A 26056-nucleotide genomic window follows, 5' to 3' on the forward strand; every position below is an offset into this window, starting at 1 on the left:
AAAAGTATACTGACCTATTCATATTCTGTTGTCAACCATTATTATTAATAGAATGTTCCTTCATATAATTTTTTATATGGAGATCTGACCTCTTCACAATGCGTTGGTACCATTCGAATTTAAGATCTTCTTTTTCTTGTTCTGTCAAATGCCATTGCACATCGCTTTCGCGAAGTCTTCTGACCAAATCTTGTAAAACCATGGCCACGCTTACCGACATATTAAATGACTCTGTAAAGCCGTACATGGGAATGTGAACCAGTTCATCTACTTCATTTTTGGTATTGTCTGAAATACCTTCCAGTTCTGTCCCAAAAATGATGGCGGTTTTTTCAGTAATATCTAACTCATGTATAGATGTAGAATTCTGGTCTGGGGTTGTACCTACTAACCTATATTTTTTTTCTCTTAAATCGTTTAAGCAGTTCGAGCTACTTTGTTCTCCCCTGTCGTATTTGTGCAATGTAACCCAATTGGATGCGCCACGCACAATATTTGGGTTGATGTGGTAGTCGTGAAGTTTCTGACTGATATGTAAATCTTGTACTCCAAAGCAATCGCAAGTTCTTAAAACGGCACTGGCATTGTGCGAATGATAGACATCTTCTAACACTACGGTTAAATGCCTTGTACGTTCAGAAAGCACCTTGTTGATAAGGTTAACCTTATTTTCGGTAACGAATTCTTCAAGAATTTTTATAAGTTCTGCCTGCAAAACACTTATTGAATTAGATCGCAAAAGTAATGAAAAACAAAAGCTACCAGCATTTTACCGGTAGCTTTTAATTTTACAAACAATATCCTTCAACCATTGGCACGTTTTAACATGCTTACAGCTAAAAAACAGTTGTTCAGGGATTTACCCCTATTCTTTAAAATAGATCGATGGTTTCGCCTACATTAAAACCACCGCCTTCTTTGCCTTTTGGTTTATCTTCTTTAGTCTCTTTAGCCTGTTCTGGCTTTGGAGCATCTGACTTTGGCGCTTCAGTTTTCACCTCATTTTGGTCAACGGCTTTTGGCGTTGGGTTTTGGTCAGAATTATCAGTCTGTGTTTTGGCCTTCGACTTATCCTTGCTATTCAGTAAAGTCACTTTTTTCACTGAATGTTGAGAAATTTTATTCCCCATGGCCTTCCAGCCTTTCACATCAATCACCATGTCCAAATCAACAGTCATGGTTTGTCTTTCCTTAGCGCCTTTTACCGTATAAGTTACCTCCACCTGAGGCTGCGGCACCGTAGTGGCTAAAAGCAACTTGGCTCCTTTTTCTTCGCTTATGAAACCAAATTTTTTATCCATTGTGCTGGTTTCAATCTGAAAACGTTTTACCAAATGATATTGGGCATCGGGATCGTAGTGAATAGCCGAAATAACACCTTCTGGATCGAATTTTTCAATCAGCATGATTTTATCCGCTTCATAACGATTGGTTAATTCAAAAGAGGTCAATTCATATTCTCCCGAGTCGTAGATTACAAGAATTTTGTCCTCACTTTGGAAATTACCTAAGTATTCACCACGTTCGTCACGGTTAATTCTTCCGATAGAATCGTCATACCAAATATCTACTCCACCCAAAGTAGATTTACCTTCCATTTTGAGCTGAATTTTGCGCACAGGGTATCTGGTTGCTATATTTCCTCCAGCGCCTCTTCCCTTGATCTCAATTTCAGAAAAATCAAAGTCGAAAACTTTCACCCTAGCTTTACAACCAGAGGTAAGGTAGATCGTTACAAGCTCAGCTTCGCCATTTGGATTGGCGGTAAAGTAAAGTACTTTTGATCCTCGTTCCCCCTTTGTAAGGTCATATTCCTTGTCGCGAGTAACGCCCAACACTTGGAATCGCTTAACCATACTTCGGCCAGTTTTTCCATCGAGGTAAATCATATTATACACCATACGCTCGTCATTCTTATTGAATACGCCTACATGAATAATATCTTTGCCTACAAATATTTTATCGGAGATTCGAACCACCTGGAATTTCCCATCCTTACGGAATACGATTACATCATCAATATCGGAGCAATCGCAAACAAACTCGTCTTTTTTCATTCCGTAACCGATAAAACCTTCGGCACGGTTTACATAGAGCTTGGCATTATTGGCCGCAACAACAGTTGCTGCAATACTTTCGAATGACTTGATTTCGGTTCTACGCTCTCTGCCTTTCCCGAATTTTTCTAGTAATTTTTCGTGGTAAGCAATCGCATACTCTACTAGGTTAGCCAAGTTATATTCTACCTCAGCCAGTTCATCTTGAAGACGTTTCATCAATTCATCAGCTTTAAAAGCATCGAATTTTGAAATTCGTTTGATCTTAATTTCGGTAAGTCTTACGATATCTTCCTCAGTAATTTCACGATAGAAATCAGGCTTAAATGGATCTAAGCCTTTATCGATTGTAGCAATTACGGCCTCCCAAGTTTCACATTCTTCAATATCGCGGTAAATTCTATTTTCGATAAAAATCTTTTCCAATGAAGAGAAAAGAAGCTTTTCGAGGAGTTCGCCTTTTCTAATTTCTAGCTCTCGTTTTAATAAATCTACCGTCTGATTGGTACATATTTTCAGCACCTCTGTAACCCCTATAAAATGAGGCTTGTCTTCAATAATTACACAGCAGTTTGGAGAAATGCTCACCTCGCAATCGGTAAATGCATAAAGTGCATCAATGGTAATATTAGGCGACTGACCTGGTGCCAATTCGATGTAGATTTCTACGTCTTCGGCAGTATTATCCACCACCTTTTTAATCTTGATTTTCCCCTTGTCGTTGGCCTTAATAATCGAGTCAATCACGCTCGTTGTTGTTGTTCCGAAGGGAATATCTTTAATAATTAGGCTCTTCTTATCTTCTTCATGAATTTTGGCTCTTACCTTAATTTTACCTCCTCTAAGGCCATCGTTGTATTCTGAAAAATCGGCCATACCACCCGTAGGAAAATCAGGGTACAGCTTTACACTTTTGCCCTGTAATACCTTAATAGTGGCTTGAATAAGCTCAATAAAATTGTGTGGAAGAATTTTTGTAGAAAGTCCTACTGCGATTCCCTCAACCCCCTGAGCCAAAAGCATTGGGAATTTAACAGGCAATGTAACTGGCTCTTTTTTACGACCATCATAGGAAAGCTGCCAATTGGTGGTTTGCGGATTGAAGACGACCTCTAATGCAAATTTAGAAAGTCTGGCTTCGATATACCTTGCCGCGGCTGCACTGTCACCTGTACGGATATCGCCCCAGTTTCCTTGGGTTTCAATCAGTAAATCTTTCTGACCTATGTTTACAATGGCATCACCAATGGAAGCATCCCCATGCGGGTGATACTGCATGGTTTGTCCAATAACGTTGGCCACTTTATTGAAACGGCCATCGTCCATCTCTTTCATAGCATGGAGAATCCTGCGTTGCACAGGTTTATAACCATCCTCAATGGCTGGCACAGCCCTTTCCAAAATTACATACGAAGCATAATCGAGAAACCAGTCTTCGTACATGCCAGAAACCGGCCTTACTTCCTGTAGCCCTCTCTCCTCTCCGTTGTTCAATTCTTCAGTATTCTCAGTCATATTCATCTTGGATCAGAATTATACAGAATCTGAAAATTTTCAAGATTCACAGCTACCCAAAAGCTATTTCTGATCTTGGTATTTTGGGTTAAACATTAATTTGTATTCAAGGCTTTTGCCACCAAAATTGATAAGCAAGCCTTTCGGAAAATCGTAAGCCACAGTATAGTTCTTCGCCTGAGCCAAATAAGCATCTTCCAACCGAACCAAAGCTTTTAACTCTACCACCACCCGATCTTCAATAATGAAATCTGCCCTACGAGTCCCGACTTCAATTCCATCATAAAAAACTACTTGTTCCTGTTCTCTTTGGTAACCTATACTTGCTCTTTCCAATTCAATAGCCAAACAGCGTTGGTATATGACTTCTTGAAAACCAGAGCCTAAAGTATTATGAACTTTCATAGCGCAACCGATAACTGCATATGTCAGCTCATCTTTCTCCATTCTGTAATTTCTAAAATTCTTTAAATTCTGATTTAGACATATATTCTTAAACAGTTTCTGTCACCAAGTCTTTCTCAACTTTTAGTCGGTCGATGATGAAGTTTTGACGATCTGGTGTGTTTTTACCCATATAGAACTTTAGTAATTCTTCAATGCTAGTGTCCTTTCTTAGAATGATAGGTTCTAAACGCATTTCGGCATTAATAAAGCCTTTGAATTCTTCGGGCGAAATTTCACCTAAACCTTTGAATCGAGTGATTTCAGGCTTATTGCCGAGCTTAGCCACAGCCGTTTGCTTTTCTTCTTCGCTATAGCAATAAATTGTTTCCTTCTTATTTCGAACCCTAAACAAAGGTGTTTCTAAAATATAGACGTGGCCTCTCCTTACCAAGTCGGGAAAAAACTGAAGGAAGTATGTTAAGAGTAACAGACGAATATGCATTCCATCCACATCGGCATCGGTGGCAATTACAATTTTATCATAGCGTAAACCTTCTAGTCCATCTTCGATATTTAGCGCATGCTGAAGCAAATTGAACTCCTCGTTTTCATACACTACTTTTTTAGAGTATCCGTAACAGTTCAAAGGCTTTCCTCTCAAACTAAATACGGCCTGAGTTTGCACATTTCTAGATTTTGTAATTGAACCACTGGCAGAATCCCCTTCGGTAATGAACAATGTAGTCGCGTTTCTCAAGTCATCATCACCCTTCTTATCATCGAGGTGAATGCGGCAATCTCTAAGCTTTTTATTGTGCAGGTTGGCCTTCTTTGCCCTTTCATTCGCCAATTTCTTAATTCCTGCTATCTCTTTTCTTTCGCGTTCTGACTGAAGAATTCGTTTTAATAGCAGGTTAGCTGTGTCTGGGTTTTTGTGTAGAAAATCGTCAAGTGCTTTTTTCACAAAGTCGTTCACAAAAGTTCTCATGGTTGGCCCATCAGGCGCAACATTTTGCGAACCTAGTTTGGTTTTGGTCTGCGACTCGAAAACAGGTTCTTGCACCCTTACCGCAATTGCACCTACGATAGAAGCGCGAACATCGGTGGCTTCAAAGTTCTTGTTATAGAATTCTCTAACGGTTTTCACTACAGCCTCTCTAAAAGCCGCTTGATGCGTTCCGCCCTGAGTGGTGTATTGCCCATTTACAAACGAATAGTAATCCTCGCCATATTGATTGCTATGCGACATAGCGATTTCAATATCTTCTCCCTTAAGGTGAATAACAGGATATCTTAAACTATCGGCATTGGTTTTTCTTAACAACAGATCGTAAAGACCTTTTTCTGAATGGTATTTGGTTCCGTTGAAATTAATAGTGAGCCCAGCGTTCAAGAAACTGTAGTTCCAAATCAAATCATCGAGGTATTCTGGAATGAAATGGTAATTCTTGAAAATGGTATCATCGGGCCTGAAAACGATGAGGGTTCCGTTTCGGCCACTGCTCGTAGTTTCGGGTTCATCATTCTTAATTTCTCCCCTTTCAAATTCGGCTACTTTGGTGCGGCCATCGCGATAAGATTGTACCTTGAAAAAACTAGAAAGCGCATTTACAGCTTTTGTACCCACTCCGTTAAGACCAACAGACTTTTGAAAAGCACCGCTGTCATATTTACCACCCGTGTTGATTTTGGAAACGCAATCGACCACTTTACCGAGTGGAATACCACGACCGTAATCGCGCACTTCCACCTTTAGTTCAGATACTTTCACATCGATGGTTTTACCAAAGCCCATCATGTGTTCGTCAATACTGTTATCGATTACTTCTTTTACAAGTACATAAATTCCATCGTCTTGGGCACTACCGTCTCCCAATTTACCGATGTACATTCCTGGTCTAAGTCTGATATGTTCTTTCCAATCGAGGGACCGAATACTATCCTCGGTATAATTCGCTACTTCATTCGCCATTCAAAAACTCCAATAAGATTCAAGTAGAAATTCTGTGCTGTTCCGCACAAATTAAGGCGGAAGTTAAAATATAAAAACTAAAAAGTCACTATTGACTTTGCCCTATAAAAACCTTAAAACGGTTTAAGGAATTGAAAGTCAAGTAAAGATAAATATGAGGTGAGTTATTTTTATCTTTTAGTTTCTTCGTACCGAAAGAATTTTAACCAAATAGAAAAACCAAAACACCAAAAGGATTGGCCCTATGTAGAGATAAACGCTTAGAACATCTAGTTTGAGTTCGTTCATATTCATGTAGCCTATGAAGAATACAATTGTGGTGAACATGATATTCAAAATTCCGGCAAAACCTCTTACCCATGTGATTACATCTGTTTTAAGTCCTTTATTTCGAATCCCAACACCATCATCTGAAGTCTTAATTTTCTTAAGCACTTTGATAAATGACACACAGATTACATTGGCCACCAGAAAGATAATTACACTTGAAAAAAAGAAGGTGTTTCTATCTACAAGCTCTAGGGCCGACCCATCACCATCGAATCTATAAGAGACCTGACCAGCTAAAGAAGCATAAGCCCAGATAAGGGCGGCCAAAAAGATGAGATAACTTGCCGTTCTTATAAACCCAACTAACTTGTCCATTCGATTTTAATTTGGCGCGAAGATAACAATTGTTATCATTTATGGCATGGATATCAGCGTATATTGACTGTATTCATCCAGAATTTAATTACTGAAAACAAAAAGGAAACCTTCTGAATAATTTACATGTTGGTACATCTAAATAAGAAATTATGAGCAACTCTATTCTATCCGTTCAACCTTTGACATTCCCATGGCAAACGAGCGATCCCTTTCTTTTCTGTGCTTTTCATAAAGACAATTACCCAAAAGGAAATGGTCAAATGGGGCCAAATGCAAATCTTTCGGGGCGGAATTTAGGTTCGGACTTTGCAGGAAAGGATGGCTGGAGTATGTACCACGGACAAAGCGTACCCGGTTTTCCTGCCCATCCGCACAGAGGTTTTGAAACTGTTACGATTGCAGAAAAAGGATTAGTAGATCATTCCGATTCACTTGGTGCTGCCGGCCGTTTTGGTAATGGCGATGTGCAATGGATGACGGCTGGCAAAGGTGTTCAGCATTCAGAAATGTTCCCATTGCTGAATGAAACTGAGGAAAATCCATTAGTACTTTTTCAGATTTGGTTAAATCTGCCAAAAGTCAATAAATTGGTGGAGCCGCATTTCGCTATGCTTTGGAGTGAAGACATCCCTGTTTTTACACACACAGACGCTCACGGAAATATGACTAAAGTGAATGTTATCAATGGTAAAATTGAGCATTACGTTTCTCCCTCTCCAGCCCCTGACTCTTGGGCAGCGAATCCAGAAAACGAAGTAGCTATATGGACAATTGTGCTGTCTCCAGATGCAGAATGGCAATTACCAACAGCTTCAGCAGGAGTGAATAGAAGTTTGTATTTCTATGCTGGTGTAGACATGGAAATAGATGGTAGCACAGTAAAAAGAGGCAACACGATTAAACTAGACGCCACCAAAGCAACAACAGTATTAAATGGAAAAGAAGAGGCTAAACTCTTGATGTTACAGGGTAAGCCCATTAATGAACCCGTAGCACAATACGGTCCGTTTGTAATGAATAGTAATGCCGAAATTCAGCAGGCAATGCAAGAATACCAAAACACTCAGTTTGGGGGTTGGCCATGGCCTACACACGATCATACGCACAACAAAAGCAAAGGACGTTTTGCCCTACACGCAGATGGAAAAGAGGAAATTAAATAGAATTGGTGGTCAAAGAATTAAACCTCCCAGTCCTTTTTGTGATTGCTAACTTTATTGTTTGGAAGGATCATTGGAGAAATGATTGCAAATACGAACAACACCAATACAAAACCGATAATCAACATAGCTTTTTAATTTGACGCGAAATTGGTGAATTCTTCTTTATAAGGAAAGTAGAATTTAAGTTTATTCACCTCACTAAATCAAATTTGTTATCACCGTGTTCTTCTTTAGTTTTGGCGGATGTCTACACTCGAACAAGTCCGAATTAACTTTAGCAATGACAGCGTTGGCCTTCTGAATTTTTGTCTAGGGTTTATCATGTTTGGCGTTGCCCTAAACCTTAAAAAAGACAACTTCATTAGCCTAATCAATAACAAAAAGGCTGTTTTCACTGGTTTGGCGAGTCAGTTTCTTTTGCTTCCCGCCTTTACCTTTTTATTAATCTTTTTAATTAAGCCTCATCCTGGGTTAGCCTTGGGAATGATATTGGTAGCAGCCTGCCCTGGTGGTAATGTTTCTAATTTCTATTCAATGGTAGGGAAAGGGAATATCGCATTATCAGTTACCCTTACAGCAATTGCTACGGTTGTTGCTGCATTCGCTACCCCGTTTAACTTTAGTTTTTGGGGTAACTTATCTCCTGAAACATCTGAAATTATAAAAAGCATAGGCTTGAGTTTTACAGACATGTTTAAAACGGTATCTATAATTTTAGTATTCCCCCTCCTGCTTGGACTGCTTGTAAGTAGCAAAACACCCAAAATTGCAAGCATGATAGAAAAGCCTGTCAAGGTGATTTCCTTTGTTATCCTAATGGCTTTTATTGCGGTTGCTACCATAGATAACCTTGATGTTTTCAAAAACTACATTCATTATGTAGTTGCACTGGTGTTACTACACAACCTGATGGCTCTAGGAATTGGCTATTTTACGGGCAAACTCTTCAAAAACAGCGAACAGGATTGCAGAACTATATCTATTGAAACTGGGGTTCAAAATGGAGGGTTGGCCCTTGTACTTATCTTTAATTTTTTTGACGGAAATGGGCCAATGGCACTTATTGCAGCTTGGTGGGGAGTTTGGGATATTTTCTCTGGCTATATCATAGCCTCGCTTTTCGCCTACCGTTCAAAGCGTTCAACAAATAAATTAAAACAAGTTGTTAAATAAACATATTTAAATAACATCATATATTAATTATTTGTTTTGAACGACCTTCAAACTGTTTAATACTTCTTGTTTCCAACGGGCTTGTTCCAACTTATGCTTTCCGTGATTGCTTTCCCGATCATACTGTCTTGAATAAGCATTGAACTCAGCCAAAATACGACTAATCTCTGCTCTGTATACAACAGCATTTTTCTCTTGACTCTGTTGAAGCTTAATGATTTCGTGCTCTATTTTTCTTCGATAAAGCTCCGCTATATCAAAATGTAGCTGCTCATGTTTAAGCAAATCCAAATTTGTAGTATCCGATGTCCATGAATGAGGCTTTCTAAAAAGCACCTTAATTTCAAACTCTGGCAAACCATTTCTCATGTAGCCCTTCACAGAATGCTTTACCTTTGTTAAGGCCATACTTCCTTTAAGCCGAATACGTCTGTAAGTGTAATCTTTCCATTCTAATGGACGCGATTCACTCCATTCAATCATTGTCTCGGTCTCAATTACCTCTTCCATTTGGCCAAAAACTGGCATTGCAAATGCAATGAAAACAAATAGGCAATACAGCTTTGACAAGCGACCGTTCATACCGAAAACTACTTTAACCATTTCACATCTCCAATTCATTCATAAATTGACAAAGAGTAAATTACTTTGTTATCTGTTATTAGAGTTCTATTCACTAAATTAAAACGACATTATTTCCAACATGATTGTTTTAGAAACAGAACGCTTACGCCTCGAAGAAGGCTCTCTAAATGACCAAGTGTTTATTTTCAATTTATTGAACAGTCCTAACTGGATTGAATTTATTGGCGACCGAGGGATTAAATCGCTAACCGATGCCGAAAACTATATTAACAACACACTAATCAAAAGCTATAAGGAGGTGGGGTTTGGGCTTTACAAAGTCATTTTAAAACAAGACAACTCTCCTATTGGTCTGTGTGGATTTTTGCCACGCGATTTCCTTGATCATCCTGATATCGGTTATGCAACTCTGCCCAAACACGAAGGCAAAGGCTACACTTCCGAAGCAACTAAAGCCATGCTTGAATATGGACGAAGTACACTGGGCTTTAAGACCATTTTGGCCATTACAAGCTCAAAGAATAGTGCTTCTCAACGTCTATTACAGAAAATCGGACTGAACAGAAAGTACAACGAAAAGTACACTCAAGAAAGTGATGATTTACTATTCTCTATCAGTTACTTATGAACTCTACTGAAATCATACTAGCCCAAATCGAAGACATTAACGAACTCAATCGAATATCTTTCGCCTCCAAACAACATTGGGGTTATCCTGAAGAATGGATGGAATTATGGAAAGAGGATTTACTGCTCACTGAGCGCGATTTTGAAGTACAGCAGATTTACAAATTGGTACTGGAAAAAATGATTATTGGCTTTTGCGCTATTCAAGAATTACCCGAAGTTTATGATGTTACAAACCTTTGGATTGAACCAACGCAAATAGGAAAAGGCTTTGGTAAATTGCTTCTCTCCTTCTGCATTGAAAAAGTAGTGCTCAATAATAAACTAATCGTGGTTGAAGCTGACCCCAATGCCGAAGCATTTTATGCAAACCAAGGCTTTGTCACTTATGGCCAAAAGGAAAGCTTGCCTAAAGGACGTTTTTTGCCTTTGATGAAAAAGAGTTTATACCATAATTGAGTTAAAATTAGTAAACCTTATTTTTTAAGTATGAATCCCGAAGTCGATTGGTTTTTCGAAAAAGACACAAAATGGAAAGCTGAATATACCCACTTGAGATCCATTGCTCTCGATTGTGGCTTGACGGAAGAGTTGAAATGGGGATGCCCTTGTTATACATTTAAGGGGGCTAATATTGTTTTGATTCATGGATTTAAAGAATACTGTGCCTATTTATTTCACAAAGGTGTGTTACTAAAGGACACTGAGAACATTCTGATTCAGCAAACAGAAAATGTGCAGTCTGCCCGCCAGATTCGTTTTACTAACCTTGAAGAAATTACAGAGAAGGAAACTATTTTGAAAGCCTATATCTATGAGGCCATTGAAGTAGAAAAAGCTGGTTTGAAAGTTCCTTTAAAGGAAACCTCCGAATTTAGTATGCCTGAAGAATTTCAAAAGGCGTTGGATGAAAACCCCGATTTAAAAACAGCATTCGAAGCTTTAACCCCAGGACGACAAAGAGGATATCTACTCCATTTTTCTCAACCCAAACAATCCAAAACCCGTGAGTCAAGAATAGAGAAGTGTACACCAATCATATTTGAAGGCAAAGGTTTGAATGATCGGTAAGTAAATTCTGTTATTCTTTGGATAGATTAACTGCAGAAATCCGTAATCAATTGGCTTTTGAAACATCCTCCCACATCAACTCCGCTGTTCGTACCGAAGCACCAGTACCACCCATTTTGACTTCGAGTTCATCATAGTCTTTAAGCATTTGCGCTCTCTTCTCCCCTTTTAGAATCAAATTTAATTCTTTGACCAAGCGCTTTTCGTTGAGGTCTTCTCCAATTAATTCTTGCACCGCCATTCGGTCTAAAATCAAATTGACCATACATATAAATTTGATCTTAACGATTCGCTTAAGCAGATGATAAGTAACATAACCGGGCTTGTAGCACACCACTTGTGGTACTTTAAACAAGGCGGTTTCTAAAGTAGCCGTTCCTGAAGTCACCAAGGCGGCAGTGGCATTATTCAGAATATCGTAAGTTCGGTTGAATATGAGTTCAACCTTATCATCCATATAGGTTTGGTAAAAAGTCTTGTCAATCGTTTCGGAACCAGCAATTACGAACTGATGATCTGGAAAATGTTTTACCGCCTTTAGCATCGCAGGTAGCTTCGTTTTTATTTCTTGTTTTCTGCTGCCGGGTAAAAGTGCAATAATGGGCTTTTCAGTAAGGTTGAATTCCTTCCTCAGTTCGTCCGAACCTAATAAACTAGGCTTACGCTGTTCTAAAGCATCTAAAATGGGGTGGCCAACATAGTCTACATCGTAGCCATATGATTTATAAAAGTCCTTTTCGAATGGAAGGATAGCAAAAACCCTGTGGCACCATTGGTGAATAGTGTGTACGCGTTTTTGTTTCCATGCCCAAGCTTGTGGAAGAATGTAATAGTAAATTCTAGTAGGAAGTTTTGATAACCGTACATATTTAGCAATACGCAGATTAAAACCCGAATTATCGATCAAAATCAACACATCCGGTTTAAAAGTCATAATATCATTTTCGCAGAGGGTGAAGTTTTTCTTGATGGTTCTGATGTTCCAAAGCACGTTGAAAATCCCCATAAAGGAGGAATCCTTAAAATGACGCACCATTTCATTGGTTTCCGCTTGCATTTTATCGCCACCCCAAACCCTGAAAAAAGCATTGGAATCACGCATTTTCAGCTGCTTCATTAAGTTGGCAGCATGCATATCGCCCGAGGCCTCTCCTGCTATGATATAGTATTTCATATTTCGGTTCGAAGTTCTATGTTCTTAGGCAATTATCAAATGTTATTTGTGAGAAGGTAATTAATCAATAAAGGGTCGCTCCTACGGAGCTTAATGGTATTGGTTTGCCTTGGTGCTACAAACAGTTCGCCCCGATGGGGCTTTTTTACAGGTATCCATCTGTTACAAATAAAGAATAGGTTGCCCCGCGAGGGGGCTAAACAGGAAATAAATTCATAGGCTACTCATCTAGTTATCTACCTATTAACCAATCAATCGCTTAAGAAATCAATCTCAATATTAGACAATCATTAAAAAAGTGGTCATAGGCTAAGAAAAAAAGGATTTCCGAATCGGGTTTTACCTAATCTTGCGAATTAGATCAGTAACCCAAAAAATCATTTAACATTATCATGAAACCCCATCGGGGTGATCCGTTTGTAGATAATCGAACGTGAAATTTCATACAACAAGCCCCAGCGGGGCGAACCAAAGATTAATTCAAAGATCATCGGTATTAACAGAAAAAGGCTCCCAGATTAATCTGGAAGCCTTTACAATGTATTAGTATCCGTTCTTAAAGAGGAAACTTATTTCTTCTTAAGTTCTAACTTTTCGTCTTTTGGATTGACTACAATTGGCTTTCCTAAACCTGTATTTTTCAAAAGGTCCAATTGCGTTTTACCATCTCCCACAACCACATAAATCAGTTTATCTGGATTCATATATTCTCCAATGATCTCTTTAGCATCTTCAGAAGTCATTGATTTTAACCTTTCTTCATCCTTTTTAATGTAGTCCATTGGAAGGTTGTATGTAGATATATTCTGAAGAATTCCTACCAAGCTTCCAAGAGTTTCATATGATTGCGTGTTGCTTCTCAAAATTGTTGTTCTGGTGCTTTCCATATCTTCTTCTGAGAAGTTCTTTCCGTAGTTATCAAGTATTTCTTTGAAAAGATCGACAGACTCTTTTGTTACATTACTTCTTACACTGGAAGAGGCAGTAAACGGTGCTCCGTTCATGTTTCTACTAAAGCCAGAGTAAGCACCGTAAGTGTATCCTTTTTCGAGTCTCAGTTGTTTGAAAAGAATAGACCCTGAACCATCTCCTAATCGGTAATTGGCCACTTCAGCCGCAGCAAAATCTTCGTTATCACCATTCATGCTTATGGTACCAATATTTATAACCGACTGTTTAGCATCTGGGTAATCAACAAAGTATATTCTAGAACCTTCGTCTGCAGTTTTAATTTCATACTCAGGGAATTCTACATCCTTGGCTTCCCACTTATCGAATCTCTTTAAAGAATTCATAACAGTCGGCTCATCTAATGCGCCCACAAAATGGAACGAAGCCAATGATGGTGAGAAGTTCTTATTGTAGTAGTCTTTCAAATCGTCTAAGGTAATATTGCTAACCGTTTCGGTTGTTCCCGAGGTTGGGTAAGCGAAGATGTGCTCTTTTCCATAAAGCACCTTATTGAAAACATTTGACGCAATAGCATTTGGGTTTGCGGCACTCTGCTGAATTGAGTTTAAGGCGGATTTTTTAACTCTGTCAAACTCTCCTTCATCCCATCTTGGCTCGAATAAAATTTCCTCAACTAAATCTAGTACTTGATCATAGTTTTTAGCTAATGAACTACCACTAATTGTGATGTACTCTTTTGAAGCAAAAACACTAACTCTAGCGCCTAGTTGCCCAATGGCCTCTTGAAGTTCTAATGGAGTTTTATTGGCAGTTCCTTCCATTAACATGTTATCTAACAAGGCGGCAGTTCCAATCTTGGCTGGATCATCTAAGAACATTCCTCCTTTAATTCTAAGGCTAAACTGCACCATTGGCAGCTCATCTTGATAAATATGGAATACTTTCATTCCGTTATCTCGCTTGCTATTATTAATCTTAGGAGGGTCAAAACTAAGCGTTCCTTTTAACGGAGGCGCTACACTACGATCAATTTTTGAGGCGGTTTTCTCAAATGTCACCCCTTGTTCATAGGGATTGTCTTCGGCTCCTTGAACAATGGCCTCTTCTACTACTGAAGCTTTTTCTGAGCCGTCCAATACCAATTCTTTTTGTCCTACTGGTACAAAACTGGTCGCCAAGTAGTTTTTATCTTTAATGTACTTATTGTACACCTTCATGATTTCCTCTCGAGTTACACTTTGAGATTTCTTTAAGTCTTCAACAATAAAACCGGGATCGCCAGCAAAAGTATTATAATTGGCTAACGAAGATGCCTTACCAAACACACTTGACATTCCGTTGTAAAACCCTGTTTCTTGACCAATTTTTATTCTTGTTAAGTCAGCGTCAGAAAAACCTTCCGATTCAAACCTTTTTAAACCTTCAAAAATTGCAGCTCTTAAATCATTCAAATTCACGCCATCAAAAGCTCTAGACCCAATCGAAAATGTTCCAGCGATTTCTGCTGAGGAATTATAAGCAAAAACGCCAGGTGCCAACTTTTTCTCTTCAACAACCACCTTATACAAAGCAGATTTTTTTCCATCAGTTAATACTTGCCCAAGCATATTTAAAGCCCAATAATCTGGGTGATATTGCTCTACGGTTGGCCATGTCATTTCTAAATCAGGAAGGTTAGCGAATTTATCTTCGTGATAAAACAATTTAGTTTGGTCAAGAACAGCAGATTTCGGTTTTATTGCCTCTACTTCAGCTCTTGGCTCAAATTCGCCAAAGTATTTTTCTACAAGTGTTTTAACCTCAGCTTGCTCCACATCGCCAGCAATCACTAAAGTTGCGTTGTTTGGGCCATACCACTTGTCGTAAAACTCTTTCACATCGGCTACGGTAGCATTTTGCAAATCTTCTAAGCTTCCAATCACATCCCAGCTATAAGGGTGCCCTTCTGGGTAAAGATTTTTCAGTTTTACATATTCTTTGTGGCCATATGGCCTGTTGTCTACCCCTTGTCTTTTTTCATTCTTTACTACTTGCTTTTCGTTTTCAAGTCCCCAGTCGGAAACGGTATTGATGAAAAAGCCCATTCTATCAGATTCCATCCAAAGCATTTGCTCTACAGCATCGCTTGGCACTGTTTCATAGTAGATAGTTCCGTCAGTCCAGGTTCCTCCGTTGAAAGTTCCTCCTAAGTCGTTTACATTTTTAATAAAGTTACCTGCCCCTACGTTTTCTGAATTTTGGAAAAGCATGTGTTCAAAAAAGTGAGCAAAGCCAGTTTTCCCAGGTTTTTCGCGGTTAGAACCTACATGATACAATACCGCTACTGCCACTTTAGGGTCAGAATTATCTTTATGAACGACCACCTCTAGCCCATTGTCTAGTGTGAATTTTTCATAGTTCAATTTAAATTCTGTACTCTCCTGCTCTTCAACCCCACCAGTACAGGCGGAAAGAATAATCACGAGCGACAAGAATGCTACAAGTCGATGTTTCAATAATGTTTTCATAGAATAAGTTAATTTCAGAGAATAAAGCTAGCAATTTAAATCACTCGAAATCAAGTAGTTTAGCGTTGACCGGTAATTTTTGATGAATTTATTTTCTTGTAAATAAAAAAGGCCAAGCGTAAACTTGACCTTTGTATCGGATGATTATTTTAAAAAAGAAATTAATAATTAGTACGATTACTCAACTTCGATGGTCTTTGCCCATACTTTAGGTAATGTTGGACGGTTTTTCTTCATCCACCAAACGGCATAGTCTGCACCAGATTTAGAGTAATAGGTTTCGATATACACGTAGTATTTCTTTTCAGCATCATCGTAAAAAATACCCGCATCTTTATAGTCAGGTTTTACTTTTTTAAGCAAATCGTCAGCATTGCTTTTGGCTGGATACTGCCCTACTACAATAATAAAGTTTTTGGCCACCTTTACTTCATCAGGTTTAACATCGGTAGCACTCACCGCAAATGGAGCGAATAACCCAAAACACAGCATTAGCATTAATATCTTTTTCATAAGCGTTGTTTTCTGTTGATAAAAATAACTATTTCAAAAATTAATAAAAAAACCCGTCAATAAATAACGGGTTTAATTTTCAAATATGGTAATGAAGACGGAAAAACGTCTTGTTTGTATTACTTCTTTTTAATCACAATAGCATCAACAGACTTCTGCTTTACTAAATCATTAAAGGCTGGTAAATCAGTTTGCATGATGGTTTTCAACTTGGCTAATTCAGCATCTATTTGCTTGGTAAGTTCAACACGAACTTCTTCCGCCTGAGCTGTTGGTGGGTAATGTCCGCTTCCGACTACGCCATTTAATGCAGCAAGCTTGTTGTTTAACCTAATTGGGAAGTTCAGAGGATCTTGACCTGATTCATTTTTGGTTTGATAAAGCGCTTCTTCAATCTTTGTCATTTTCTCCATTAAGGCTTTACCTGCCTCTACTACTTCTTTATAGCGATCTTCACCTTTGATTTTAGACATGAGGTCATTCATTTGAGACCTTGCTTCTCTTATGTCTTTAATCGCTCTGTGCGTTTCAGTCAGTTTATCTCTAACGGTAATTAAGAAATCGAACTGGCGAACCAATTCCTCATCTGTTGAGCCATAACGAGGGTCGGCCAAAAGTTTAAACTTTTGCTCTTGTACCTCATCTCCTACAATCAACTTTGCTGTATATTCTCCTGGAGGCGCCATTGGACCACGAAGCGATGCAGCCCACATGATATTGCCTTCGAAGTTCTCAGCATTCTCGAACATCATATTCCAGTTGTAAGAGTTCAACCCAACTTCTGGTCTAAGAGTAGCGGTTTCAATTTTTTCACCATTACGGTAAATTTCCATAGAAACTTTAGTGCCTTTCGCTAATGCTTCTTTCACGTTGTAATAGATTACCGCACCACCTGGTTTGTTTTCACCATAAAGCAGACTGGCGTCACCACCTGATCCGCCTCCTCTACCAAATCGGAAACCTCCACTAATTCTGTAAGCGTCCATTGGTTTGAACATGTGTACTGATTTGGAAGCTACTTCATCTGAAAGCTGATGAATAATTGTCAAATCATCGATCATCCAAAACGCCCTACCTTGAGTAGCTGCAATTAGGTTATCATCTTTAATGGTGAGGTCGGTAATAGGCACAATTGGTAAATTCATTTGGAAAGGTTTCCAAGAGTTTCCATCGTCAAAAGAAATGAACATACCGCGTTCTGTTCCTGCATAAAGTAACCCCGCTCGTTTAGGGTCGGCTCTAACTACCCTTGTGAAATAATCTTTTGGAATACCTGTGGTGATTTTCGTCCATGTTTTGCCGTAATCTTTTGTTCTATATAGATAAGGCTGGTAATCCCCTAATTTGTATTGTGTTCCAGCTACATAAGCACCACCCTTCACGAATGGGTCAGCATCAATACTATTGATCATTAAGTATTTAGGCATATCTGGTGAAGTTACATTTTCCCAGTTTTTACCTCCATCTCTGGTTACATGAATTAAACCATCATCAGAACCTGTCCAAATCAAGTCGTTTTCGTAAGGCGATTCAGTAACCGCAAAAATGGTTGCGTAATACTCCACAGATGTATCGTCATAAGTAATCGGCCCACCTGATTTACCCAGCTTGTCTGGTTCTGCTCTTGTTAAATCCGGACTAATCAATTCCCAACTTTGCCCTTCATTTGTAGAGGCATGTAAATGGTTAGAAGCTGTATAAAGCTTGTTCGGGTTATTTGGAGAGAATACAATTGGGAAGTTCCATTGGAAACGGTACTTGTAATCTTCTGCACCATGCCCCATTGGGTTATCTGGCCAAGCATTTATATTTCTGCTTATTCCTTTAGCGTGATCTTGACGAATTAAAAGCCCACCATAACTACCTCCATAAACAATCTCTGGATTCTTTGGGTCTGGCGCTAAATGAGCACTTTCACCTCCGGCAGTGCTTTCCCAATCGTTGTCGGTAATTGCTCCACCAAAAGACCTGTGGTTAATTCTTACTGTAGAGTTATCTTGTTGTGCACCATAAATTCTGTAAGGAAAATGGTTATCGGTAGTCACTCTATAAAATTGAGCCGTAGGCTGATTGTTATCAGTAGACCAAGCATCTCCTCCATTGAAAGAAACTTGCGCCCCTCCATCATCGGCTATGGCTAATCTTTGATTGTCTTCAGGAGCAATCCATAAATCATGGTGATCTCCATGAGGTGCATTTCGGCCTCTAAAAGTTCTTCCTCCATCGGTTGAAGTATGGTAAGCTACATTCAATACATATAGTTTGTCAACGTCTTTGGTATCTGCATAAATTCGTGTGTAGTACCATGCCCTTTGGCGTAAGCCTCTATCTGAGTTTACTTTTCGCCAAGTTTCGCCAGCATCATCTGAACGATACACCCCACCATCATTGGCTTCAATCATTGCATAAACACGACTAGGGTTTACTGGAGAAATAGCAACACCGCTAATTCCAATTGGACCTTTTGGCATACCTTGGTTTTCTATGATGTTCGTCCAAGTTTCACCACCATCGGTTGACTTATAGATTGCCGAACCTTCTCCTCCTGAAGTGAGGCTATACGGTGTTCTTCTCACTCTCCATGTACTGGCCATCATAAAATCAGGGTTATTCGGGTCAAGGCTTATATCTACCGCTCCGGCATCGTTATTTGCAAACAATACACGTTTCCAGTTTTTACCACCATCGGTAGTTTTATAAACACCTCTTGTTTCAGACGATTTAAACAAATCGCCCATAACTGCTACCCAAACGATATCAGCGTTTTCTGGGTGAATCTTAATACGCCCCACATGCATTCCGTCTTTCAAACCAATGTTCTGCCATGTTTTACCAGCATCTGTAGACTTCCACATGCCTTCAAACCCAGAAGACACATTACCTCTAACAGTTTGCTCTCCTTGCCCTACATAAATCACCTTATTGTCTGATTCGCTTACCGCAACAGCTCCAATAGAACCACCGAAATAACCATCAGAAATATTCGCCCAGGTTTCTCCTCCGTTCTCTGTTTTCCAAACACCTCCTCCGGTGGCTCCCATATAATAGAGGTTCGGTTTACCTGGAACACCAGTAACTGAAGAGGCTCTCCCTCCCCTAAAAGGGCCTATGGAGCGCCATTGAATATCGTTGTAGATTTGTGCCTGAAGGTCTTGTTTAGGCGGTGGTGGCGGTGAATTCTTTCGGTTTCTTTGCGCTTGCGTATCAAAGGCAAAAAACACCAAACCGATAAGAACCAACAAGCCAAAATGGTTGATAGTAGTTTTTATTCTGTTCATAGTTGTGGTTTTTGTTCTCCGTCATATATTTTTTGACGGTTTGCTCATGAGCAAAAGATAAAAACAACAAATGAAAAACTGAGATATCAATTCACATTTTATATGAATGGAAACACCTGAATATACTTAAAAGACTAACCATATAATCTTTCAAAGAAAGGACATCTAAAGAGTATTACTCTCTTAATTAATAAAGAGTAAGCAATTGAATATCTAAAGAAAATACTTGTGTGTAGAGTATGAAATGAAGCCTAACCCCTTACTTAAAACGAGCCTTAGCTTGACACAACTATCTATAAACCTACGCTTTACAAACAAAAAAAGCTAACCAGTTGGTTAGCTTTTAAACTATGTTTAAATATACTACTAACTTTATTCTGAAATTCTATAAATAGCGGTAGTGCCGTAGTTCGAAAGGAACTCTGAGCGATTTACAAGTACCTGTAAGTCTTTATCCTCAATTACTTCATTACCTTTTAATGACACCTCACCTACAAGTTTATTATCAGCGTTGAACACCTTAATGTGTCTAATGTCGTCAACTTCGAAATCGAATGAGTACATGTCTTTTTCAATTTCAGCAACTGCCTCTGCTAAAAGCTCCATATCAACTCTAGCATCGATGTCTGAAATGTCTTCGTGAGAAGGAACTCCAAATGAATTTGAAGCTGCGAAAAGCGTAATTACTGCTGCTAAACCAAATGCCACAAAGGCGGACAGCGTTTTTTGTTTTTTTAATGCTTGTTTCATGACCTGTGTTTGTTGTTTTTCTGTTTTTTTCTTCACTTTTCTACTCTTTTTCACTTAAGTGTCAGATCGTAAGAATTATCTGTTTGTTTGTTGTTTTTTCTTACTCTCTATATGACGACAAAGGTCAACAAAAGTTTATGATTTGGCTGAAAAAAAGTATAATATTTTTATTACCCGCATATTAAGAAGTATTAACAGAATAATATTCCGAATCAAGTACTACTAACAAAAAAGCCTGCTTGAAGCAGGCCATTTCACTGATATAATATTTGGTCAAGCCAAGGCTTGCTCTAAATCTTTAATCAAATCTTCTATATCTTCAATTCCAACACTTAATCGAATTAATGAATCCAACAGTCCAACTTTCATCCTTTCTTCCTTAGGAACGGCCCCATGAGTCATTGTAGCTGGATGGTTAGATAACGACTCTACACCGCCTAAAGATTCGGCTAAAGCAAATAATTTCAACCTTTCTAATACTCTAAAAGCTTGCTGTTGATTATCCTCTTTAAAAACGAAAGAAATCATACCGCCAAAACCTGTCATTTGCTCTTTTGCAACCTCATGGTTTGGGTGACTTTCAAAACCAGGCCAGTATACCTTGCCTATTTTCGGGTGAGCAGCCAAATACGTGGCCACCTTCTCGCCATTCTCGCAATGCCTTTGCATACGCAAATGCAAAGTTTTGATTCCCCTTAACACTAAAAATGAATCTTGCGGGCCACACACAGCTCCACAGGACTTTTGAATAAAGGCCAAATCTTTAGCTAACTGATCGTTATTAGTAGCCAAAGCACCCATCACTACATCTGAGTGACCCGATAAGTATTTAGTTGCAGAATGCATTACAATATCTGCACCTAAATCCAATGGATTCTGAAGGTAAGGGGTTGCAAAGGTGTTATCCACCCCTAGCATAACCTTATATTTATTGGCAATTGCCACAGCTCCTTTGATATCAATAATGTTCATCATAGGGTTTGTAGGCGTCTCTATCCAAATTAATTTAGTATTTGGAGTAATATGCTTTTCAATATTCGATACATCTTCCAAAGAGATGAAATTAAATTTGATTCCATACTTGGCGAATACTTGAGTGAAAATTCTATAGGTTCCACCATAAAGATCATCACCAGCAATTACTTCATCACCTGGGCTTAAAAGTTTGATTACAGCATCGATTGCTGCCATTCCTGAGCCAAAGCACAAGCCATATTTTGCATTCTCTAGCGCAGCAATACTCTGTTGTAAAGCAGATCGGGTAGGATTTTGCGTTCTTGAATATTCATAACCCAAATTGTCGCCTGGGGAGCGCTGAACATAGGTTGTTGTTTGATAAATGGGTGTCATGATGGCGCCTGTGGCAGGGTCAGGCTTTACTCCAGCATGAACCGCCTTAGTCCCAAATTTATTGCTTACCTCCTTTTCCATCCTTGATTTCGTTTTTAGCAAAGAAGTCTTCCATTTCTTTGTGCATTTCCTCTTTGCTCTGGTTGTAGTTAGGTGTTAAAGATAGCTTTCCTGGGAATTGTTCAACCATAAGTGTTTGTGTTGGGAAGGCAAACCTCACTCCTAGTTTTTCAGCCAAACGATTTACACTTAACATTACCTCTTGTCTGCACCTTAATTCTTCATTCCAAGTAGGCACTTTAAAGAAAATATAAAGCATAACGTCTAAGGAAGAAGCTCCATAATCATTGAGGAAAATATTGTATGCATCTTTACGAGTATGAGGGTGGTTCAAAACAATCTTCTCTACCCCTTTCACAAACACTTCGATTAAATCAGCTGGAGTATCGTATGTAATGGCCAGCTTGGTGAAGTACCTCCTGAATTGACGTTTACCATGATTATCTACAGTTCTGTTAGAAATCACACTATTCGGTACATACATTAATGAATCTCTGAAAGTTCTAATACGCGTAGAACGGAAACCTACTTCTTCTACTGTTCCATCCACATCATCAGAAGTAATCCAATCTCCGATTTGAAATGGGCGGTCAATGAAAATCATAACAGAACCAAAGAAGTTTTTAAGGGTATCTTGAGCAGCTAAGGCTACTGCCAATCCTCCTATGGACAAACCTGTGATTAAAGGCCAAATGTCGAATTTAAGCCCATCAAGTATGGCCATGATTCCCACCAAGATCACAAATGTTTTTAAAATCTTCCGCACCAATGGTACCAATTGGTCATCTAGGGTATTTTGTGTTCTTTCTGCTACTTTTTTCATGTATGCTCCCAAAACATCCACCATTTTATAAAAGAACATGGTAGCGAAAAGCGGAAGTAATGCACCTACTCCTAAAATCAAGTATTTAGAAATAGCAATGGGTAATTGTAGCGTTGGAATTAGAATACTTACGAAAGCAAATACAATAACCAAACTAAAAGGTTTTGCCACGGGCAATATGAGATTATTCGCCAAATCGACCTTTCCGTACTTATGAAGCAATCGGAAAATAACAACCCTCAATAACACTGTGAGTAGCAAATGCAATACATAAGCAACAGTAATAATGATTAGACCACCGATTAACTGCCACATGTGTAGCCCAATGTACTTTTTAGAGCCTAATTTCGGCAACAAATTCAAAAGGCGATCTGTACCAAAAGGATAAACCGACTTATGAATTAGGTCAATACTTTGAACCGTTTTACCCGAATAGAACCAACCCTCTGTTTCCTTTTGAACATAAATATCTGGAAACTCGCTAAAAAGAACATAGCGCTTTTTCATGGTGGCGCTGTCTAAATAATCAGGATTTTTCGGAACATCGTCTAAATAAACATAGTTACCAGAGCCATCAAATATTTGCTTTAGCTCTACTGCCACGTTCTCAATTTCTTCTTGAGACATATCTGCTTGTCGCAAAGATTTTGCGGCTTGAGCAGGATTGTAATTATCCTCTTGCAAATATTTAAGGTGATTCAGAATGGCATCGTAAGGAGAGTTAAAACGATCGGGTAAACTGTCGTTTTGAGCTACTGAAACTCCTGAAACTGCAACTAGTAATAGAAATGAAAAAAATAATTTCATGGTGATTTAACCTATTTGGTAAATGTATAAATAGCCATTTGGTTGTCGAAATTAACAAAAAGCTCATATTCTCTTTTGTTCTGATAGTAGAGAATACCCACTGGATTTGTAGAAAAAGCTTCTTTAGAAAATATCTCTTTGCCTTGATCATCTAGAATTACCAGATCTCCAGTGGCTAGATTTTGAGCAACATATAACTCACTGTCGTTTCTGAAATTATAATATTCAAAAACCCAATCTCCTTGGCCCTTAAAGTCATGATCAAATTTGCGCTGCGCCTTTTCATCAAACACAGTAAACTGATTATTGTCTTTTCTTACAGTTAATAGTCCAGTATTCAACTTATCTCTTACGGCTATAAAACGACTAGATACTGAAGGTTTAACCATTTGATTTCGCCCTTTAACAGTTCCATTGAAATCAAGGGAGAGCAATTCTCCATCTTCACTCAAAATCTTAATATACGACTCATTAAAGGACGGTCCTTGTTGAATAAAATAGTCTCCAGAAATTCGTTTGTCGGTATTGTAAGGAAAACCTGGGTATTCTTCACCCCTACGATTCAACAGATGCACATTTCCGTTAGTCTCTACAATTACAAAACAGTCTCTTCCCCTAATTCTAACATGCTCTGGTGCAGCACGCAATGCAGAACCTATCACCTTTGGCGCCCAGCCTTCCAGCATTTCACCTTCTTTACTCAATAAATAAACGTTACCCCTTCTATCCGTAGTAGCATATCTATAATTTTTACTGTTATCGTAATCTACAACTGAGTATTGAACCACAGGAAGTTCCGTGTTAAATGGAACAGGAAAACCCTCTACGTCATCTCCATTTCTATCAATTAAATGAACTGCAGAATCGGTGAAAATCAGATACTGAAGCTTACGATTTGCATAGAAATCCACTTGCTCAATCGCCCCATTAATTTTTCCTTCAAGTTGTTTCTTCCATAAAATATTGCCCGTTCTATCTACCAAATAGAGTTGATGCAGCTCATCTTGGAAAGCGATTTCCTGTTCATTATTGACATGGTTTTTAACGATATACGGCTTAGTAATCAGCTTACTGTTTCCATAAGCATTGGTCACTAAATTCAGTCCAACTTCGCGATTGACTGGCTCCGTACTGCTATTGGTATTTCGAGCTACAGTGCCTTTCACCGACTCGTTAAAAGTAAGTTCTGCACTCACAATCAATCGATTAGAAGCCTCATTGATTTGAAAATTGAAATTATCGAATGAAGAAAACAATTGAATATGCTCTTTAAAAAAGGCCTTCCATTTAGGGTTAAAGGAATTAACGAGCGGGTCTAAATAGTATTCAAAATTATTGAGTTGTGTAATGTTGGCTTCTTGAACCAGGTTATCTAAGTACCTTCTTTTTTCAGGAATTCGCCCCCATGTGTTTTCAGCATCGTAATCAATTAAAACCGTTTTTAAGGCATCAATATTATCACTAATGAGCATTACATTATTAAAGAAAGCATAGTATGGCTTGCCTGATTTCTGATATCGCTCTCCGTATGTTTTGGCCAAAAACTGACCATCATTCACAAACCTAATCTCGTTATTAATAAAACTTTCGGTAAACAAGGTGTCACCTTCTGCCCTGCTGGCTTTCGAAATATTTTCAAGCATTTTCGATATTTCTGACACATCAGAAACCTCAGATAAAAGCACCTGAGACATGGTGTTTGATCCAAGTACAATATTCACCTCGCACACTTCGAAATTTTGAAGTTTTTGAAAAGATGTAATATCAAAGCCATTCAGCGAAGAATTCTGGCCTTCTTCAAGTCCAAACCAACGAACAAAACTTGCAGAACTAGGTATGAAATTTTCAACATTAACAATTGCATTGGAAGGCAAACGTTGGTCTAAATTTTGTCCTGTAACACTAATACCATTGAAAGTAAGTCCTTCATTTGACGGCTCTACGGTAATATTTATCAGTCCTTTGAGTTGATTTCGAGAAGGCTCTGTACTACTTGTAAACACATTTTTGAGCCTTCCAATTCGGTCTGTATTGAGTAATAAATTCACTCCTTTTTGGTTTTCATCAACCTTCATTTCTGATTTAACCAGTCGGTTAGATTCATCTTCTTCAGCACGTATTACATCTTCTAGCAAAACTGAATTTGTAGAAATCACCAGGTAATTGCCCAAGCTTATAAAACCCCATTTAGACTGCTTTACATCTGCTTCGTAAATGAGTTTCTCGTTAAATATTCGGCTTTCAAATAGTAATTCCTTATTGAACCATAGATTGGCCAGTTTCTTAATATTTGTAGGCAACCATTCAAAACCATCTGAACCAATGAAGAAAAGCGGTTCGATTCTGTTGTTTGAAGTCAAATGAAAAGACACATAAACAGGGTTTTCATTGATTTTAGACTGTAACACTCCAGCCTTTACCAATGAATCGATTTTAGTATTGGCTTCGGTGAGCGCATTGATAAAAGGCAAAGAACTTGCCTCGTCCCACCATGGAAAATCTGAATACTCATCGATAGCGTTCGAAACATTATCGATCGTTATTAGCGCAAGACTATTGGCGGGTATCAATTTTTGTATTTCGGTGTCGCCATCTTTCTCAAAAAAATAGATGTAGCCGACTGCCGCAGACACAACCAAAATGAGTAAAGTAACAAGTAAGGTTTTCGTTTTCAAGAACAGTAA

The 26056-nt window shown here is 38.6% G+C and carries 19 protein-coding genes; 5 read left to right on the forward strand and 14 right to left on the reverse strand.

Translation table 11 applies throughout. The features are described 5' to 3' along the window. Positions 1–31: 31 nt before the first annotated feature. From AWW67_RS10950 to AWW67_RS10970, 5 genes are all read right to left on the reverse strand, one after another. Positions 32–715 (reverse strand): TrmH family RNA methyltransferase, encoded by a 684-nt coding sequence (locus tag AWW67_RS10950; protein ID WP_260311420.1) that lies wholly within the window; start codon positions 713–715, stop codon positions 32–34. Positions 716–872: 157 nt separating this feature from the next. Beyond that, positions 873–3572 (reverse strand): DNA gyrase/topoisomerase IV subunit A, encoded by a 2700-nt coding sequence (locus AWW67_RS10955; RefSeq protein WP_053224453.1) that lies wholly within the window; start codon positions 3570–3572, stop codon positions 873–875. A gap of 63 nt (positions 3573–3635) precedes the next feature. Next, positions 3636–4019, reverse strand: a complete 384-nt coding sequence (locus AWW67_RS10960; RefSeq protein WP_062301757.1) for a GxxExxY protein — start codon at positions 4017–4019, stop codon at positions 3636–3638. A gap of 46 nt (positions 4020–4065) precedes the next feature. Then, positions 4066–5931, reverse strand: a complete 1866-nt coding sequence (locus AWW67_RS10965; RefSeq protein WP_062301759.1) for a DNA topoisomerase IV subunit B — start codon at positions 5929–5931, stop codon at positions 4066–4068. 177 nt (positions 5932–6108) lie between these two features. Continuing rightward, on the reverse strand, positions 6109–6576 hold the full coding sequence (locus AWW67_RS10970; RefSeq protein WP_062301761.1) for a hypothetical protein: 468 nt from the start codon (positions 6574–6576) through the stop codon (positions 6109–6111). A gap of 152 nt (positions 6577–6728) precedes the next feature. On the opposite strand from AWW67_RS10970, the gene AWW67_RS10975 reads away from it, so the two are divergent. Both AWW67_RS10975 and AWW67_RS10980 read left to right on the forward strand, forming a co-directional pair. Continuing rightward, positions 6729–7742: a pirin family protein gene (locus tag AWW67_RS10975; RefSeq protein ID WP_062301762.1), complete on the forward strand. Its 1014-nt coding sequence runs from the start codon at positions 6729–6731 to the stop codon at positions 7740–7742. A 243-nt stretch (positions 7743–7985) separates the two neighbouring features. After that, complete coding sequence (locus AWW67_RS10980) at positions 7986–8915, forward strand: bile acid:sodium symporter family protein (protein WP_062301763.1); 930 nt, start codon at positions 7986–7988, stop codon at positions 8913–8915. Between the two features lie 27 nt (positions 8916–8942). On the opposite strand, the gene AWW67_RS10985 is transcribed toward AWW67_RS10980, so the two are convergent. Further along, a complete protein-coding gene (locus AWW67_RS10985) occupies positions 8943–9536 on the reverse strand; it encodes a DUF922 domain-containing protein (RefSeq protein ID WP_082794024.1) in 594 nt (197 codons plus the stop codon). 82 nt (positions 9537–9618) lie between these two features. Between AWW67_RS10985 and AWW67_RS10990 the strand changes: the two genes are divergently transcribed. The 3 genes from AWW67_RS10990 to AWW67_RS11000 are packed head-to-tail and all read left to right on the forward strand — an operon-like array spanning position 9619 to position 11198. Next, positions 9619–10128, forward strand: a complete 510-nt coding sequence (locus AWW67_RS10990) for a GNAT family N-acetyltransferase (RefSeq protein ID WP_062301766.1) — start codon at positions 9619–9621, stop codon at positions 10126–10128. After that, complete coding sequence (locus AWW67_RS10995) at positions 10125–10586, forward strand: GNAT family N-acetyltransferase (RefSeq protein WP_062301767.1); 462 nt, start codon at positions 10125–10127, stop codon at positions 10584–10586. Before AWW67_RS10990 ends, AWW67_RS10995 begins: the two co-directional genes overlap by 4 nt. 30 nt (positions 10587–10616) lie before the next feature. Next, positions 10617–11198, forward strand: a complete 582-nt coding sequence (locus AWW67_RS11000; RefSeq protein WP_062301769.1) for a YdeI/OmpD-associated family protein — start codon at positions 10617–10619, stop codon at positions 11196–11198. Positions 11199–11244: 46 nt separating this feature from the next. Here the strand turns inward: AWW67_RS11000 and lpxB are convergent, their stop codons facing one another. The 8 genes from lpxB to AWW67_RS11040 form a co-directional block, all read right to left on the reverse strand. Beyond that, positions 11245–12372: a lipid-A-disaccharide synthase gene (lpxB, locus tag AWW67_RS11005; RefSeq protein WP_062301770.1), complete on the reverse strand. Its 1128-nt coding sequence runs from the start codon at positions 12370–12372 to the stop codon at positions 11245–11247. A gap of 569 nt (positions 12373–12941) precedes the next feature. Continuing rightward, positions 12942–15791 (reverse strand): M16 family metallopeptidase, encoded by a 2850-nt coding sequence (locus tag AWW67_RS11010; protein WP_062301771.1) that lies wholly within the window; start codon positions 15789–15791, stop codon positions 12942–12944. A gap of 177 nt (positions 15792–15968) precedes the next feature. After that, positions 15969–16304 (reverse strand): SPOR domain-containing protein, encoded by a 336-nt coding sequence (locus tag AWW67_RS11015; RefSeq protein ID WP_053224474.1) that lies wholly within the window; start codon positions 16302–16304, stop codon positions 15969–15971. A gap of 119 nt (positions 16305–16423) precedes the next feature. Continuing rightward, positions 16424–19582: a WD40/YVTN/BNR-like repeat-containing protein gene (locus AWW67_RS11020; protein WP_062301773.1), complete on the reverse strand. Its 3159-nt coding sequence runs from the start codon at positions 19580–19582 to the stop codon at positions 16424–16426. Between the two features lie 372 nt (positions 19583–19954). Next, on the reverse strand, positions 19955–20332 hold the full coding sequence (locus AWW67_RS11025) for a hypothetical protein (protein WP_141655438.1): 378 nt from the start codon (positions 20330–20332) through the stop codon (positions 19955–19957). Positions 20333–20605: 273 nt separating this feature from the next. Continuing rightward, a complete protein-coding gene (locus AWW67_RS11030; protein ID WP_062301774.1) occupies positions 20606–21763 on the reverse strand; it encodes a cystathionine gamma-synthase in 1158 nt (385 codons plus the stop codon). Continuing rightward, positions 21741–23372 (reverse strand): mechanosensitive ion channel family protein, encoded by a 1632-nt coding sequence (locus AWW67_RS11035; protein ID WP_062301775.1) that lies wholly within the window; start codon positions 23370–23372, stop codon positions 21741–21743. Before AWW67_RS11035 ends, AWW67_RS11030 begins: the two co-directional genes overlap by 23 nt. Positions 23373–23383: 11 nt before the next feature. Next, entirely contained in the window at positions 23384–26047 is a 2664-nt protein-coding gene (locus tag AWW67_RS11040) for a hypothetical protein (protein WP_062301776.1), read from the reverse strand. Positions 26048–26056 lie beyond the last annotated feature (9 nt).

The sequence above is a fragment of the Roseivirga seohaensis genome (genome assembly GCF_001592945.1).
In the GTDB taxonomy this organism is placed as follows: Bacteria; Bacteroidota; Bacteroidia; order Cytophagales; family Cyclobacteriaceae; genus Roseivirga; species Roseivirga seohaensis.

Coding starts and splice junctions, on each gene's coding strand:
- AWW67_RS10955 (WP_053224453.1), bottom strand. CDS start 3,572: ATGACTGAGAATACTGAAGAATTGAACAACGGAGAGGAGAGAGGGCTA.
- AWW67_RS10960 (WP_062301757.1), bottom strand. CDS start 4,019: ATGGAGAAAGATGAGCTGACATATGCAGTTATCGGTTGCGCTATGAAA.
- AWW67_RS10965 (WP_062301759.1), bottom strand. CDS start 5,931: ATGGCGAATGAAGTAGCGAATTATACCGAGGATAGTATTCGGTCCCTC.
- AWW67_RS10970 (WP_062301761.1), bottom strand. CDS start 6,576: ATGGACAAGTTAGTTGGGTTTATAAGAACGGCAAGTTATCTCATCTTT.
- AWW67_RS10975 (WP_062301762.1), top strand. CDS start 6,729: ATGAGCAACTCTATTCTATCCGTTCAACCTTTGACATTCCCATGGCAA.
- AWW67_RS10980 (WP_062301763.1), top strand. CDS start 7,986: ATGTCTACACTCGAACAAGTCCGAATTAACTTTAGCAATGACAGCGTT.
- AWW67_RS10985 (WP_082794024.1), bottom strand. CDS start 9,536: ATGAATTGGAGATGTGAAATGGTTAAAGTAGTTTTCGGTATGAACGGT.
- AWW67_RS10990 (WP_062301766.1), top strand. CDS start 9,619: ATGATTGTTTTAGAAACAGAACGCTTACGCCTCGAAGAAGGCTCTCTA.
- AWW67_RS10995 (WP_062301767.1), top strand. CDS start 10,125: ATGAACTCTACTGAAATCATACTAGCCCAAATCGAAGACATTAACGAA.
- AWW67_RS11000 (WP_062301769.1), top strand. CDS start 10,617: ATGAATCCCGAAGTCGATTGGTTTTTCGAAAAAGACACAAAATGGAAA.
- lpxB (WP_062301770.1), bottom strand. CDS start 12,372: ATGAAATACTATATCATAGCAGGAGAGGCCTCGGGCGATATGCATGCT.
- AWW67_RS11010 (WP_062301771.1), bottom strand. CDS start 15,791: ATGAAAACATTATTGAAACATCGACTTGTAGCATTCTTGTCGCTCGTG.
- AWW67_RS11015 (WP_053224474.1), bottom strand. CDS start 16,304: ATGAAAAAGATATTAATGCTAATGCTGTGTTTTGGGTTATTCGCTCCA.
- AWW67_RS11020 (WP_062301773.1), bottom strand. CDS start 19,582: ATGAACAGAATAAAAACTACTATCAACCATTTTGGCTTGTTGGTTCTT.
- AWW67_RS11025 (WP_141655438.1), bottom strand. CDS start 20,332: ATGAAACAAGCATTAAAAAAACAAAAAACGCTGTCCGCCTTTGTGGCA.
- AWW67_RS11030 (WP_062301774.1), bottom strand. CDS start 21,763: ATGGAAAAGGAGGTAAGCAATAAATTTGGGACTAAGGCGGTTCATGCT.
- AWW67_RS11035 (WP_062301775.1), bottom strand. CDS start 23,372: ATGAAATTATTTTTTTCATTTCTATTACTAGTTGCAGTTTCAGGAGTT.